This window comes from Streptomyces sp. Qhu_M48, from assembly GCF_051305195.1.
Taxonomy (GTDB): domain Bacteria; phylum Actinomycetota; class Actinomycetes; order Streptomycetales; family Streptomycetaceae; genus Streptomyces.
Genome location: NZ_CP195432.1, coordinates 780,708 through 794,441 on the forward strand (window position 1 = coordinate 780,708; position 13,734 = coordinate 794,441).

The window sequence follows — 13,734 nt, forward strand, 5'->3', positions numbered from 1 at the left end:
GCAACCGTCACGCCGCCGGAAGCGTCTTCCTCCGGACAGAACCCGACTCCGGTCCGGACGTCCCCGGTCCGCGGCGGAGACGGGGCCCGCCCCCGCCGGACGCGAGCCGAACCCCACCGGAACCCCACCGGCCCCGTCCGCCGACACCGGAATCCGCCTGTGGACGACCGGCCGGTACCTCGTTCGGCGGCACTAAAGTGGGTCGGACACCCGGACGGGTCACAACAGAGGACAGGGACCCCGGGAACCACCGGACCACCCCAGGACCACGATCAGCAGGGAGCGCGTGACGTGCGGCCTATCGGCAGCAAGTACCTGCTCGAGGAGCCGCTCGGCCGCGGCGCCACGGGCACCGTCTGGCGAGCCCGCCAGCGGGAGACGGCGGGCGCCGAGGCGGCCGTGCCCGGCCAGCCCGGCGAGACCGTGGCGATCAAGGTCCTCAAGGAGGAGCTGGCCAACGACGCGGACATCGTGATGCGCTTCCTGCGCGAGCGGTCCGTCCTTCTCCGGCTCACCCATCCGAACATCGTGCGGACCCGCGACCTGGTCGTCGAGGGCGATGTCCTCGCGCTCGTCATGGACCTCGTCGAGGGCCCCGACCTGCACCGGTACATCCGGGAGAGCGGCCCGCTCACCCCGGTCGCCGCCTCCCTCCTGACCGCCCAGATCGCCGACGCCCTCGCCGCCAGCCACGCCGACGGCGTCGTCCACCGCGACCTGAAGCCGGCCAACGTGCTGCTCGCCGAGCAGGGCGGCCAGATGCACCCGATGCTCACCGACTTCGGCATCGCGCGCCTCGCGGACTCCCCGGGCCTGACCCGCACCCACGAGTTCGTCGGCACGCCCGCGTACGTGGCGCCCGAGTCCGCCGAAGGACGCCCCCAGACCTCCGCCGTCGACATCTACGGCGCCGGAATCCTGCTCTACGAGCTGGTCACCGGACGGCCCCCGTTCGCGGGCGGCACCGCCCTGGAGGTCCTCCACCGGCACCTCAGCGAGGAGCCGCGCCGTCCCTCGACCGTGCCCGGACCGCTGTGGACGGTCATAGAGCGCTGCCTCAGCAAGGACCCCGACCGGCGGCCGAGCGCGGTGAACCTCGCCCGCGGTCTGCGCGCGGTCGCCGCCGGCATCGGCGTGCACTCCACGCCCGCCCAGATCGAGGCGGCGGACGGCGTAGCGGCGCTCCTCGCCCCCGACCCTGCGCCCGCGCCCGTCCCGGAGACCCCCGGGGCCGCGGACCCCACCCAGGTGCTGCCCAGCGGCGCCGGGGCACCGCCGATGTACGACCCCGCCGGCGCGACCAGCGTGATGCCGACCAGCGGCCCGGCGGGCGCCGACCCGACCGCCGTCATGCCCCCCGTACCGCCGGGTCCGCCGCAGGGCGCGCAGTCGGAGGATCCGCACCCCTGGCAGAACCAGCTCCGCGCGGCCCGCGACCGCAACGAGCAGACGCAGGTGCAGTACCTGGACCCCAGCCAGGACCCGCTGCGCCGGCGCCCGCAGCGGCAGCCGCAGCAGCCCCCGCGGGACCGGCAGCAGCCCGGCCAGTACGGGCAGCAGCCGCCGCAGCCGTACCAGCAACAGCGCCAGGGCCAGCAGCGGCCGCCGCAGCCGTACCAGCAGCCGCAGCACCAGCAGCACCAGCCGCAGCAGTACGCCCCGCCGCCCGCTCCGCAGCAGTACGCGCCGCCCCAGCAGCAGTACACCCCGCCGCAGCCGCCGCCCCAGGCCCCGGCTCCGCGTCCGCCGCGCGAGCCGCGTCCGCCGCGTCAGCGCAGCGCCAACCCGGTGCGGATCCCCGGCCTCGGCTGCCTCAAGGGCTGCCTGGTCATGATCGTGCTGTTCGTGGTCGCCGGCTGGCTCGTCTGGGAGCTGACCCCGCTGCAGGACTGGATCGCGGAGGGCAAGAGCTACTGGCAGGCCATCGGCGACGGCATCTCGTCGGTCACCGACTGGGTCTCCTCGATCGGCGAAAGCACCCCCTCAGGGGGTACTACCGGCGGTACGGGACAGTAATACTGCCGATTTATCGACTTCCGAGGGGTGATTTCCCCTCGGAAGTGACGACCGGCGGCTGTGGACGCGTAACTTTGCACGCGAACCGCAGCCGCTGAGGGAGCAGTCTTGGCACGGAACATCGGCAGCCGCTACACCACCCACCAGATCCTCGGGCGGGGCAGTGCAGGAACGGTGTGGCTCGGCGAGGGGCCCGAGGGTCCCGTCGCCGTCAAACTGCTGCGCGAGGACCTCGCCTCCGACCAGGAGCTCGTCGGCCGCTTCGTCCAGGAGCGGACCGCGCTGCTCGGCCTCGACCACCCCCGGGTGGTCAAGGTCCGCGACCTCGTCGTCGACGGCAACGACCTGGCCCTCGTCATGGACCTCGTGCGCGGCACCGACCTGCGCACCCGCCTCGACCGGGAGCGGCGGCTCGCCCCCGAGGCCGCCGTCGCGATCATCGCCGACGTCGCCGACGCCCTCGCCGCCGCGCACTCCGCCGGCGTCGTCCACCGCGACGTCAAGCCGGAGAACATCCTCCTCGACATGGAGGGCCCGCTCGGGCCCGGCGGCGCCCACCCCGCCCTCCTCACCGACTTCGGCGTCGCCAAGCTGATCGACACCCCCGGCCGCACCAAGGCCACCCGGATCATCGGCACCCCCGACTACCTCGCCCCCGAGATCGTCGAGGGCCTCCCGCCCCGCGCCGCCGTCGACATCTACGCGCTCGCCACCGTCCTGTACGAACTGCTCGCCGGCTTCACGCCCTTCGGCGGCGGCCACCCCGGCGCCGTCCTGCGCCGCCACGTCACCGAGACCGTCGTCCCGCTGCCCGGCATCCCCGAGGAGCTGTGGCAGCTGATCGTCCAGTGCCTCGCGAAGGCCCCGGCCTCACGGCTCCGCGCCTCCGAGCTCGCCGCCCGCCTCAAGGACATCCTCCCGCTGCTCAAGGGCATCCCCCCGCTCGACGTGGACGAGCCGGACGCGGAGCCGACGGCGGAGCCCGAGCCGGAGACGTACCCCACCGGCACGGGCGCCGGTGAGCCCGCCCCCCGCCGGGCCGCCGTCCCGCTCGTTCCCGGCTCCTCGGCCGACTCCAACCGCGACACCCACACCTCCATGCGGGTCCCGGCCCCCGACGAGCTCTCCGGCGGACCCCTGGGCACCGCCCGCGCCCCCAGACCCGCGGGCGCCCGCCGCCCCGGCTCGGCCCGCCACAAGGCGGGCGCGGTCCGCAAGCGCCGGATCACCCTCACCATCGCGGCGGTCGTCGTCGCGGGGGCGCTCGGCGCCGGAGGCTACCTCGCGGCGTCCGGGGACACGGACACCCCGCCACAGGACTCCAAGCAGTCCTCCCAGCCGTAGGCGGGCGTTCCCGCCCGCGGGGCAGGGCCCCTCCGGGCCGTGACCGCCAAAGGTTCGGCTCCTGGCCCGGAGCCGTTACGCTGGACGCGTGGCAGTCGTCGATGTATCAGAAGAGCTGAAGTCCCTCTCCTCGACCATGGGGTCGATCGAGGCCGTCCTGGACCTCGAGAAGCTGAGGGCGGACATCGCCGTGCTCGAAGAGCAGGCCGCGGCCCCGTCCCTGTGGGACGACCCGGAGGCGGCGCAGAAGATCACGAGCAAGCTTTCGCACCTCCAGGCCGAGGTCCGCAAGGCCGAGACCCTGCGCGGGCGCATCGACGACCTCGCGGTGCTCTTCGAGCTCGCCGAGGAGATGGACGACCAGGACACCCTCACCGAGGCCGAGACGGAGCTCGTCTCCGTCCGCAAGGCCCTCGCCGAGATGGAGGTCCGCACCCTCCTCTCCGGCGAGTACGACGAGCGCGAGGCCCTGGTCAACATCCGCGCCGAGGCCGGTGGCGTCGACGCCTCCGACTTCGCCGAGCGGCTCCAGCGCATGTACCTGCGCTGGGCGGAGCGCCACGGCTACTCGACCGAGATCTACGAGACCTCGTACGCGGAGGAGGCCGGCATCAAGTCGACCACCTTCGTCGTGAAGGCCCCGTACGCCTACGGCACGCTCTCCGTCGAGCAGGGCACCCACCGCCTGGTCCGCATCTCGCCCTTCGACAACCAGGGGCGCCGTCAGACCTCCTTCGCCGGCGTCGAGATCCTGCCGGTCGTCGAGTCCTCCGACCACGTCGAGATCGACGAGTCCGAGCTGCGCGTCGACGTCTACCGCGCCTCCGGCCCGGGTGGTCAGGGCGTCAACACGACCGACTCGGCCGTGCGCATCACGCACCTGCCTACCGGCATCGTCGTCTCCTGCCAGAACGAGCGCTCCCAGATCCAGAACAAGGCGAGCGCCATGAACGTCCTCCAGGCCAAGCTCCTGGAGCGTCAGCGCCAGGAGGAGCGGGCCAGGATGGACGCCCTGAAGGACAGCGGCAGCTCCTGGGGCAACCAGATGCGCTCGTACGTCCTGCACCCGTACCAGATGGTCAAGGACCTCCGCACGGAGTTCGAGGTCGGCAACCCGCAGGCCGTCCTGGACGGCGAGATCGACGGCTTCCTGGAGGCCGGCATCCGCTGGCGCAAGCAGCAGGACAAGTAGGACGGAGCCTTCGGCGCCGGCCCCTCTTCGGAGGGCCCGGCGCCGTCGGCGTCTCCGGCGGCGGGCGCCCCGGCGGGGGCGTACGGATTCGCTGACGCAAGCGGATGACGGGTCGTCGGGGCGCTTTGTCGACAAGGTAACCGCTCCTGCCGAGCCCGGAGTTCAGGGTTTACGTCACAGTTGCATCAGCGTATGTCGGGCGCCTCGTGATCTTTCGGGCATCGCACGCGCAACGACCTTGACGCTTCATCGGAAACTCGGAAGGGTGGCCTACTGGCATGCGCATTTCTGGGGCGCGTGCGAACGGGGGCCGGCCCAGTAGTGAGCCGCCTCTGTCGCGTGCCCCGAGCGCTGCCCCATGACGAGATGAGCTACTGGGGGTAGCAGCCAGATGACCAACAAGACGCGAGTCCGTTTGGTGCGTGTCGCGGCCAGTGCCGTGATCATCGCCGGTGCGTCCCTGACGGCGGCCGGTGCAGCGACGGCCGTCGGCGGGACCGAGAGCAACGTGTCCACCCTGAGCGCGGGCACCCTGAGTGAAGACCCGTGCGAAGAAGTGGGCGGCGTCTGCGAGACCGGCGGTAACGAGACCGGCGGTAACGAGACGACCGGTGGTAACGAGACCACGGGTGGCAACGAGACCACGGGTGGCAACGAGACCACGGGTGGCAACGAGACCACGGGTGGCAACGAGACGACCGGTGGTAACGAGACCACGGGTGGTAACGAGACCACGGGTGGTAACGAGACCACGGGTGGCAACGAGACCACGGGTGGCAACGAGACGACCGGTGGCAACGAGACCACGGGTGGCAACGAGACCACCGGCGGTAACGAGACGACCGGTGGCAACGAGACCACGGGTGGCAACGAGACCACCGGCGGTAACGAGACGACCGGTGGCAACGAGACCACGGGTGGCAACGAGACCACCGGCGGCAACGAGACCACCGGCGGCAACGAGACCACGGGTGGCAACGAGACCACCGGCGGCAACGAGACCACCGGCGGCAACGAGACCACCGGCGGTAACGAGACCACGGGTGGCAACGAGACCACCGGCGGCAACGAGACCACCGGTGGCAACGGCACCTCGGGTACGTCCGGTTCCGACGGCGGCTCCTCCACCGACGGTGGGTCCTCCACCGACGGTGGCGCCGGCACCTGCACCGTCGACCTCGACGGCGCCGAGTGCGTCGACACCGGCAACAACAACACCGACACCAACAACGCCGGTTCGCAGCCCGTGCAGCAGGGTCAGGCCAAGGAGGAGCTCGCCGAGACCGGCGCCGCCGAGACCTCGTTCCTGATCATCGGGGCCGCGACCATGATCGCCGGTGGCATCGGCTTCCGTATGCTGCCGCGTCTCGTCGCCGGCGGCCGTACCGCCGTCTGAGGCACCAGCGCATGACGAAGGGCCGGGGAGAAGCTCCCCGGCCCTTCGTCATGGTTCCGGCTCGTGTGGGCGTCGCGCGGTCCCGCTAGACCGTACGGACCGCCGCGAGCAGCGCGATCGCGGCCAACAGGGCGATCGCCAGCGTCAACAGCATCGCGGGGGAAAGACCCTGCGGGGTCAGACGCTCCCGGTTCGCGCGGCAGACGGGGCAGCGGCCCTCGGCGACCGGGGCCGCGCAGTTGGCGCACACCAGTCGGTCGTAGGTCATACGCTCTCCTCCTCCCGCACTGGGCTACACAGGAACAACGTCCGGTGAGGTCCGGACGTTCCCCCTACCACTGTGCCAGCTCGGCGGCGTTTCGGCGCGCCCCACCGGATCGCCCCCGTTCTGTCCCGGAGGGCGAAAAGGATAAACGTCGCAAGCCAGGACCGCGACTGCGCGGGCCTACCCCGTTCGCGTAAGGTCACGCACACCTACTCCCGGCCGACCGTGGTGCATTCGTGATCCGATTCGACAACGTCTCCAAGTCCTATCCGAAGCAGAACCGCCCCGCGCTCCGGGATGTATCCCTGGAGATCGAGAAGGGGGAGTTCGTCTTCCTCGTCGGTTCCTCCGGCTCCGGAAAGTCGACTTTCCTGCGGCTGCTCCTCCGTGAGGAGCGCGCCAGCCAAGGCCAGGTGCACGTCCTCGGCAAGGACCTGGCCAAGCTCTCCAACTGGAAGGTGCCGCACATGCGGCGCCAGCTCGGCACCGTCTTCCAGGACTTCCGCCTGCTGCCCAACAAGACCGTCGCCGAGAACGTGGCCTTCGCCCAGGAGGTCATCGGCAAGCCGCGCGGCGAGATCCGCAAGGCCGTGCCGCAGGTGCTCGACCTGGTCGGGCTCGGCGGCAAGGAGGACCGGAGGCCGGGCGAGCTCTCCGGTGGTGAGCAGCAGCGCGTCGCCATCGCCCGCGCCTTCGTCAACCGCCCGATGCTGCTGATCGCCGACGAGCCCACCGGCAACCTCGACCCGCAGACCTCGGTCGGCATCATGAAGCTGCTCGACCGCATCAACAGGACAGGGACCACCGTCGTCATGGCGACCCACGACCAGAACATCGTCGACCAGATGCGCAAGCGCGTCATAGAGCTCGAGAAGGGCCGCCTCGTCCGTGACCAGGCGCGCGGCGTCTACGGATACCAGCACTGAGCAGGTAGGGGACAGAACACACCATGCGCGCTCAGTTCGTGCTCTCCGAGATCGGCGTCGGTCTCCGGCGCAATCTCACGATGACCTTCGCCGTCATCATCTCCGTGGCCCTCTCGCTCGCCCTCTTCGGCGGTGCCCTGCTCATGCGCGAGCAGGTCAGCACGATGAAGGACTACTGGTACGACAAGGTCAACGTCTCCATCTTCCTCTGCAACAAGGCCGACGCCGCGGACGGGGTCAAGTGCCCCAAGGGCGCGGTCACGGCCCAGCAGAAGGATCAGATCAAGGCCGATCTGCGGAAGATGGACATCGTCGAGACCGTCTACTACGAGTCGGCCGACGAGGCGTTCAAGCGGTACAAGGAGGAGTACGGCGACACCGCCATCGCCTCCGTCATCACGCCGGACCAGATGCCGGAGTCGTTCCGGGTCAAGCTGAAGGACCCGGAGAAGTACAAGGTGGTCGCCACCGCCTTCGCCGGGCGGGACGGCGTCGAGTCGGTCCAGGACCAGCGGGACATCCTGCAGAACCTCTTCGACCTGATGAACGGCATGAACATCGCCGCCCTCGGCGTCATGGGGCTGATGCTGGTCATCGCGCTGATGCTGATCGTCAACACCGTGCGCGTATCGGCGTTCAGCCGACGGCGTGAGACCGGCATCATGCGGCTCGTGGGCGCGTCCAGCTTCTACATCCAGATGCCGTTCATCATGGAGGCCGCCTTCGCCGGGCTGCTGGGCGGCGCGGTCGCCTGTGTGCTGTTGCTCGTCGGCCGGTACTTCCTGATCGACCACGGCATCGCGCTCGCCGAGAAGATGCAGCTGGTCAACTTCATCGGCTGGGACGCGGTCTTCGCCAAGCTGCCGCTCGTGATCGCCATCGGGCTGCTGATGCCCGCAGTGGCCGCCTTCATCGCGCTGCGCAAGTACCTGAAGGTGTGAGAAGACACCCCTGACAGTGGATGGCGTCGTACGGCCAAAGCCCGTGCGGCGCCATCGCCTTGTCCTAGAGTGGGCGCCATGCCGGCCGGCACCGAACGCTCCTGTATCCGGCCCCGCGGAGTGCTCCGTGGGGCCGTTCTGACGTTGGTCTTCACCGGAGTCCTCGCCACCGCCGCCGCCACCGGCTCCCTGCCCCGGCAGGAGCCCGCGGGCGAGCGCGCGGGGGCCGCCACGCCGGCCGGGGGACTCCGTCCCGGCCGTACGGACCGCGCGCCCGTCGACAGCGCCGCCCTGAGCCGGGCCGCCGCAGCCGCGATGGCCGACGGCAAGTCGGGCAAGAAGGCCGCCGAGGAGTTCGTCAGCCGCAGCGGGGACCGCTGGGGCGCGGTGTACGACAAGAAGGAGTACGCCGAGTTCGAGCAGGCCCTCGACGGCGCCTACACCGGGGTGGGGCTCTCCGCCGGGCGGGCCGCCGAAGGCCGGGTCCGGGTCACCCGGGTCCAGCGGGGCGGCCCCGCCGAACGGGCCGGGATCCGGACCGGCGACCGGCTCGTCTCCGTCGACGGGCGCCCGGTCGACGCGCTCTCGGTCTCCGAGGCCGTCGCCCTGCTGCGCGGCGACGGCGTCCCCGGCTCGGCCGTCGCCCTCACGGTCGAGCGCGGCCGAGCCGCCTGGACGAAGACCCTGCGCCGGGCCCGGCTCGCGACCGACCCGGTCACCGTCCGCCGCCTCGACGACGGGACGCTGCTCATCCGGGTCGCCGCCTTCACCAAGGGCGCCGGAGCGCGCGTGCGGGACGCCGTACGGACCGCCCCGGCCGGCGCCGGGGTCCTCCTGGACCTGCGGGGCAACGCGGGCGGACTCGTCGCGGAGGCCGCCGTGGCCGCCTCCGCCTTCCTCGACGGCGGCCTGGTCGCCACGTACGACGTGAAGGGCGAGCAGCGGGCCGTGTACGCGGAGGGCGGCGGCGACACGGGCCGCCCCCTGGTGGCGCTGATCGACGGGGGCACGATGAGCGCGGCCGAGCTGCTCACCGGCGCCCTCCAGGACCGGGGCAGGGCCGTCACGGTCGGCTCGCGCACCTTCGGCAAGGGTTCGGTCCAGATGCCGAGTGCCCTGCCGGACGGTTCCGTCGCCGAGCTGACCGTCGGCCACTACCGCACGCCGGCCGGTCACGCGGTGGACGGCCGGGGCATCACCCCCGACCTGAAGGCGGGGGAACGGGCCGAGGAACAGGCGAGGACGGTATTGAGTGGCCTCGGAGGGGGCTCGTAGTGCGAAAATGACCGCACTATGGCAAAGGGACTCGTGAACGTGCAGGGCAAGCCTGCGAAGAAGAACCAGGACAAGGCGCCCGAGCGCAAGATCATCGCTCAGAACAAGAAGGCGCGCCACGACTACCACATCGTCGACACCTACGAGTGCGGTCTGGTGCTCATGGGCACCGAGGTGAAGTCGCTGCGGATGGGCCGTGCCTCGCTGGTCGACGGCTTCGTACAGATCGACAAGCACGAGGCGTGGCTGCACAACATCCATGTGCCCGAGTACATGCAGGGCAGCTGGACCAACCACTCGGCGAAGCGGAAGCGCAAGCTCCTGCTGCACCGCGAGGAGATCGACAAGCTGGAGTCGAAGTCGCAGGAGACGGGTCACACGATCGTGCCCCTCGCGCTGTACTTCCTCAACGGCCGGGTCAAGGTCGAGATCGCGCTCGCCAAGGGCAAGAAGGAGTTCGACAAGCGCCAGACCCTGCGGGAGCAGCAGGACACCCGCGAGACCAACCGGGCCATCGCGGCGGCCAAGCGCAGGCAGAGGGCGGCCAAGATCGCCTAGCGGCGCGGCCGCGGGTAATGCGCTGGCGACAGCGCCCGTCGGTCACGTACGATGGGCCGTGCACACCTCGCAAGGGGTGCGCGCCTTGAACTGTGTTGTTAATTAAATACAGAAACATGGGGATGATCGGTTTCGACAGCGGATACCGATGCAGAGGAAGCGTGTCGAGGAAGCGGCAATGATCTCGTAAACCATATGTCGCAACCAATAATCGCCAACTCCAAGAGCGATAACTCCCGCTTCGCCCTCGCTGCCTAATTTTAGGTAACGACAAGAAGCCTCTGTGAGGAGCGTCAGCCCGGGGGTGGTCCCGACCCGGATCCTGGCGTCATTTAGGGATCTAAACCTCTAGCCCCGGTCACGGGGGCTGGAGGGAAACCAAACAGTGACTGAGCCCGTCGGAGACTTGTCCGCGTGATCTCCGGGGCTGAGAAACTCGTAGCGGACTGCACACGGAGAAGCTCTGTTTCCGTACCGTTGGACGCGGGTTCGATTCCCGCCATCTCCACCGAGCGTCCGAAGGGCATGTCCCGCCCGGACACCTCATCCCATGTGGGCAGAGGCCCGGTAGTCGTCATGACGACTACCGGGCCTCTGTCGTGCGTCAGTAGTGGTAGCGGGCCTTGAGGATCTTCACTTCCTTGTCGTCGGCCCGGTAGACGAGTCGGTGCTCGTCGTCGATCCGCCGCGACCAGTAGCCGGACAGGTCACCCTTCAGCGGCTCGGGCTTGCCGATCCCGCTGAAAGGGTCCCGCTGGATCTCGCCGATCAGGCGGGTGATCCTTCGGGTCGTCCTCCGGTCCGAGGAGAGCCGGAACAGGAAGTCCTCCCAGGCGGCGGGGTCGAAGTGGATGCTCCTCACTCCTCGCCCCCGGCCAAGTCCCTCAGCTCGTCCATGGACTTGGCGATCGCCGGCGCGCTCTCGCGGTCGCGTGCCACGGCCTCCATCAGGCGCTGGGCGTTGGCGGGGGAGCGGAGCAGGTAGACGGTCTCCTGCCAGGAGTCGTAGTCGTCGGCCGACATGAGGACGGCGTCGCCGTTCTTGGAGGTGATGCGTACGGGGTCGTGGTCGGTGTTGACGCGTTCGATCAGGGGGAACAGGGTCGCCCTGGCTTCGCTGGCGCTTATGGACATGACGTCCACCCCTCTGTACGTACGAATTTCTGGTACGAGTACGGTACCAGAAACTTGTACGAGTCTATGGAATGGGGGGTCGCCGGTCGCCGCGCGGGGCCCGGCCCACCCCGGTCGTGGCGGACAGGGTCAGGGCCAGGGTCGCCGCGGCGGCCGGGATCAGGAAGCCGAAGGCGGCGAACGGCGCGTGGTCGGCCGCCCAGCCGCCCGTGGCGGAGCCGATCGCGATACCGCCGAGGAGCGCGGTCACGGCCAGTGTCATGCCCTCGTTGAGCTGGGACGCCGGGGTCAGGCGCTGGACCAGGCCCATGCCCGTCACCATCGTCGGGGCGGTCGCCATGCCCGCCACCAGGAGCCCGGCGGCCAGGGCGAGCAGTGAGCCGGTCGACGCGGCGAGCAGCGGCATCGCCATCAGGAGGGACATCGCGGCCAGGCAGGTGCGGAGCCGGGCGGTGCGGTGGGCGCGGCCGTAGAGGAGGCCCGCCGCGCAGGAGCCGGCGGCCTGGAGGGCGAGGACCGGGCCGGCGACGGGTCCGTCCACGAACGCCAGGGTCACCACCTCCATGGAGCCGAAGACCGCTCCCGTGGCCAGGAAGACGGCGAGCAACGGCGGCATCCCGGGCATCCGCAGCGGGGAGCCCGCGGCCGTACGGGGCTCGACCGGCGGCTCGGTGGAGCGCTGGGCCGCGAAGACCAGGACCCCGGAGAGGAAGAGCGTGGCGCCGACGAGGGTGCCCGCCTCGGGGAAGAGGGTCGAGCAGAGCAGCGCGGCGACGACCGGGCCGAGCATGAAGCAGAGCTCGTCGACGGCCTGCTCGAAGGCGTTGGCGGTGTGCAGGGCGTCCCGGTCGCCCTTGAGGAGGTGGGCCCAGCGGGCCCGGGACATGCCGCCGGTGTTGGGGGCGGTCGCGGTGAGCGCGGTCGTGGCGAAGAGGGCCCAGACGGGCGCCTTCCCGTGGACGCAGAGCAGCAGGACCAGGTGGCCGAGGACCGCGTAGGCGGTGGCGGGGACGGCGATCCGCGCCTGGCCGTAGCGGTCGACGAGCCGGGCGATCCAGGGGGCGGTGACGGCCCCGGCGGCCATGCCGGTGGCGGTCACGGCTCCGGCGAGCGCGTAGGAGCCGTACGCCGACGCGATCATGATCACGGCGCTGACGCCGAACATGCCCATCGGCAGCCGGGCGATCAGGTTGCCCGCGGTGAAGGCGCGGGTGCCGGGGGCGGCGAAGAGGCGGAGGTACGGGTTGCGGGGGACGACGATCGGTCGTTCGCGGTAGCGGGGGGCGAGCGCCGGGCCCGCCGGGGTCGGGACGAGGTCCGGTTGCGGCATGGATCAAGGGTCGCGGGGGAGGGGCGGAGGGGTCCAACACCTGTTCGATGCGGATTCACGCGGCTGTGTTGTTGAATGCGGCGTGGTCTCTTCGGTCTCCTCCTCCGCTCCGCCGGTTCCCGCGTCCGTGTCCGGCTCCTCCTCGCGCGACGCCGACCCCCGGCTCCTGCGCGCCTTCGTCGCCGTCGCCGAGGAGCTGCACTTCACCCGTGCCGCCGCCCGGCTATACCTCGCCCAGCAGGCCCTCAGCCGCGACATCCGGCGCCTGGAGCGCGAGTTGGGCGCCGAGCTCTTCGTACGGACCACCCGCCAGGTCACCCTCACGTCGGACGGCGAGCGTCTCCTCCCGTACGCGCGGCGGGTGTTGGCCGCCCACGACGAGCTGAGCGAGGCCTTCCGCGGCGCGCCACGGCCTCTCCTCGTCGACCTCAACAGCCCCGGCCTCGCACCGGAGGACGTCCTGCACCGGGCCCGTGAACTCGCCCCCGAACAGGAGCTGATGGCCCGCTACGAGAGCGGACTCACCGGCGCCGCGCACGAGATCCTCGCCGGTCGGATCGACGCCTCCTTCGGCCGGTACGGGGGGCTCGACCCGGCACTCCGGGCGCGGCTCGACGTCCAGTTCGTGCGGTACGAGCGGATGGCCGTGATCCTCCCCGAGGACCACCCGCTCGCCGGCCTTCCCGAGGTGCCGCTGTCCGGTCTCGCCGGGGAACGGGTCTACGCGGGCGCGGGCAACGACCGCACGCCCGAGTGGACCGACCTCGCCGTCCGCCTCTTCGCCGGGCGCGGCATCGAGGTCGCCCCGCCCGCGCCGCTCGCGGTCGGCAAGGAGGAGTTCCGCCGCATCATGGCCAAGCACCGCAACCCGGTGCTCGCCGTCGTGGACTTCCCGCCCATGCCGGAGTGCGTGCTGAGGCCGCTCGTCGACCCCGTACCCCTGTCACCCGTGAGCCTGGTGTGGCGCAAGGGGCTGCGTCATCCCGGCCTCGACGCGCTGCGGACCGCCGCCGCCGAGATCGGCGCCCGCGAGGGCTGGCACACCCGCCCGGCCGGCTCCTGGCTGCCGGAGGGGGAGCCGGGGCTGCCGGACGGCTGAGGAGCCGCCGCGGCGCCTGGCGAGGCGGACGGCTGAGGAACCGCCGCGGCGCCTGGCGAGCGAGTACGGCCGGTCCTGTTCCCCCGGCCCTGTTCCCCCGGCTCCGGCACCCGGCGCTCACAGGGCGTGCGTGCTCCGGGTGAGAGCAAGGTTCCGTTCCCGTCACCTCGCGGCACCGGGCCGAAACGCGACCTCCCTAGCGTCGGTGCAGGTGGATCTGGGGCTGTGGACGCCCCAGGACCCGACACCCGCGGAGGT

The 13,734-nt window shown here is 71.0% G+C and carries 13 protein-coding genes and 1 other RNA gene; 10 read left to right on the forward strand and 4 right to left on the reverse strand.

Features of this window, described 5'->3' with window-relative positions; translation table 11 throughout:
• Positions 1-291 precede the first annotated feature (291 nt).
• The 4 genes from ACRRSS_RS03805 (at position 292) to ACRRSS_RS03820 (ending at position 5,948) form a co-directional block, all read left to right on the forward strand.
• Positions 292-2,016 carry a serine/threonine-protein kinase gene (locus ACRRSS_RS03805; RefSeq protein WP_435969799.1) on the forward strand — a complete coding sequence of 575 codons (1,725 nt, stop codon included), beginning with the start codon at positions 292-294 and terminating at the stop codon, positions 2,014-2,016.
• A gap of 108 nt (positions 2,017-2,124) precedes the next feature.
• Positions 2,125-3,360, forward strand: coding sequence for a serine/threonine-protein kinase (locus ACRRSS_RS03810; RefSeq protein ID WP_435969800.1), 1,236 nt, complete (start codon positions 2,125-2,127; stop codon positions 3,358-3,360).
• Between the two features lie 88 nt (positions 3,361-3,448).
• On the forward strand, positions 3,449-4,552 hold the full coding sequence (gene prfB / locus ACRRSS_RS03815; RefSeq protein ID WP_435969801.1) for a peptide chain release factor 2: 1,104 nt from the start codon (positions 3,449-3,451) through the stop codon (positions 4,550-4,552).
• Positions 4,553-4,943: 391 nt separating this feature from the next.
• Complete coding sequence (locus tag ACRRSS_RS03820) at positions 4,944-5,948, forward strand: LPXTG cell wall anchor domain-containing protein (protein WP_435969802.1); 1,005 nt, start codon at positions 4,944-4,946, stop codon at positions 5,946-5,948.
• A gap of 85 nt (positions 5,949-6,033) precedes the next feature.
• Here the strand turns inward: ACRRSS_RS03820 and ACRRSS_RS03825 are convergent, their stop codons facing one another.
• Positions 6,034-6,216, reverse strand: coding sequence for a hypothetical protein (locus tag ACRRSS_RS03825; RefSeq protein ID WP_015033932.1), 183 nt, complete (start codon positions 6,214-6,216; stop codon positions 6,034-6,036).
• 233 nt (positions 6,217-6,449) lie between these two features.
• Here ACRRSS_RS03825 and ftsE point away from each other — a divergent pair, with 233 nt between their 5' ends.
• From ftsE to ssrA, 5 genes are all read left to right on the forward strand, one after another.
• On the forward strand, positions 6,450-7,139 hold the full coding sequence (ftsE, locus tag ACRRSS_RS03830) for a cell division ATP-binding protein FtsE (protein ID WP_351910284.1): 690 nt from the start codon (positions 6,450-6,452) through the stop codon (positions 7,137-7,139).
• Positions 7,140-7,162: 23 nt separating this feature from the next.
• Positions 7,163-8,080, forward strand: a complete 918-nt coding sequence (ftsX, locus tag ACRRSS_RS03835) for a permease-like cell division protein FtsX (protein WP_435969803.1) — start codon at positions 7,163-7,165, stop codon at positions 8,078-8,080.
• A 78-nt stretch (positions 8,081-8,158) separates the two neighbouring features.
• Positions 8,159-9,355: a S41 family peptidase gene (locus ACRRSS_RS03840; protein WP_435969804.1), complete on the forward strand. Its 1,197-nt coding sequence runs from the start codon at positions 8,159-8,161 to the stop codon at positions 9,353-9,355.
• 18 nt (positions 9,356-9,373) lie between these two features.
• The gene (smpB, locus tag ACRRSS_RS03845) at positions 9,374-9,913 is read left to right on the forward strand and encodes an SsrA-binding protein SmpB (RefSeq protein WP_435969805.1); all 540 of its coding nucleotides are present in this window, start codon (positions 9,374-9,376) and stop codon (positions 9,911-9,913) included.
• A 118-nt stretch (positions 9,914-10,031) separates the two neighbouring features.
• Positions 10,032-10,424, forward strand: a transfer-messenger RNA (tmRNA) gene (ssrA, locus tag ACRRSS_RS03850).
• Positions 10,425-10,517: 93 nt separating this feature from the next.
• Here the strand turns inward: ssrA and ACRRSS_RS03855 are convergent.
• The 3 genes from ACRRSS_RS03855 to ACRRSS_RS03865 form a co-directional block, all read right to left on the reverse strand.
• Positions 10,518-10,775 (reverse strand): Txe/YoeB family addiction module toxin, encoded by a 258-nt coding sequence (locus ACRRSS_RS03855; protein WP_435969806.1) that lies wholly within the window; start codon positions 10,773-10,775, stop codon positions 10,518-10,520.
• Positions 10,772-11,047 carry a type II toxin-antitoxin system Phd/YefM family antitoxin gene (locus tag ACRRSS_RS03860; RefSeq protein WP_435969807.1) on the reverse strand — a complete coding sequence of 92 codons (276 nt, stop codon included), beginning with the start codon at positions 11,045-11,047 and terminating at the stop codon, positions 10,772-10,774. The genes ACRRSS_RS03855 and ACRRSS_RS03860 overlap by 4 nt, the downstream gene beginning before the upstream one ends.
• Before the next feature lie 64 nt (positions 11,048-11,111).
• Positions 11,112-12,377, reverse strand: a complete 1,266-nt coding sequence (locus ACRRSS_RS03865; protein WP_435969808.1) for an MFS transporter — start codon at positions 12,375-12,377, stop codon at positions 11,112-11,114.
• 127 nt (positions 12,378-12,504) lie between these two features.
• Here ACRRSS_RS03865 and ACRRSS_RS03870 point away from each other — a divergent pair, with 127 nt between their 5' ends.
• Positions 12,505-13,476 (forward strand): LysR family transcriptional regulator, encoded by a 972-nt coding sequence (locus ACRRSS_RS03870; protein ID WP_435975244.1) that lies wholly within the window; start codon positions 12,505-12,507, stop codon positions 13,474-13,476.
• Positions 13,477-13,734 lie beyond the last annotated feature (258 nt).

Bases quoted from the DNA above. Each gene is read 5' to 3' on its own strand.
- ACRRSS_RS03825 (WP_015033932.1), bottom strand. From the start codon at position 6,216: ATGACCTACGACCGACTGGTGTGCGCCAACTGCGCGGCCCCGGTCGCC.
- ACRRSS_RS03865 (WP_435969808.1), bottom strand. From the start codon at position 12,377: ATGCCGCAACCGGACCTCGTCCCGACCCCGGCGGGCCCGGCGCTCGCC.
- ACRRSS_RS03860 (WP_435969807.1), bottom strand. From the start codon at position 11,047: ATGTCCATAAGCGCCAGCGAAGCCAGGGCGACCCTGTTCCCCCTGATC.
- ftsX (WP_435969803.1), top strand. From the start codon at position 7,163: ATGCGCGCTCAGTTCGTGCTCTCCGAGATCGGCGTCGGTCTCCGGCGC.
- ACRRSS_RS03840 (WP_435969804.1), top strand. From the start codon at position 8,159: ATGCCGGCCGGCACCGAACGCTCCTGTATCCGGCCCCGCGGAGTGCTC.
- smpB (WP_435969805.1), top strand. From the start codon at position 9,374: ATGGCAAAGGGACTCGTGAACGTGCAGGGCAAGCCTGCGAAGAAGAAC.
- ACRRSS_RS03820 (WP_435969802.1), top strand. From the start codon at position 4,944: ATGACCAACAAGACGCGAGTCCGTTTGGTGCGTGTCGCGGCCAGTGCC.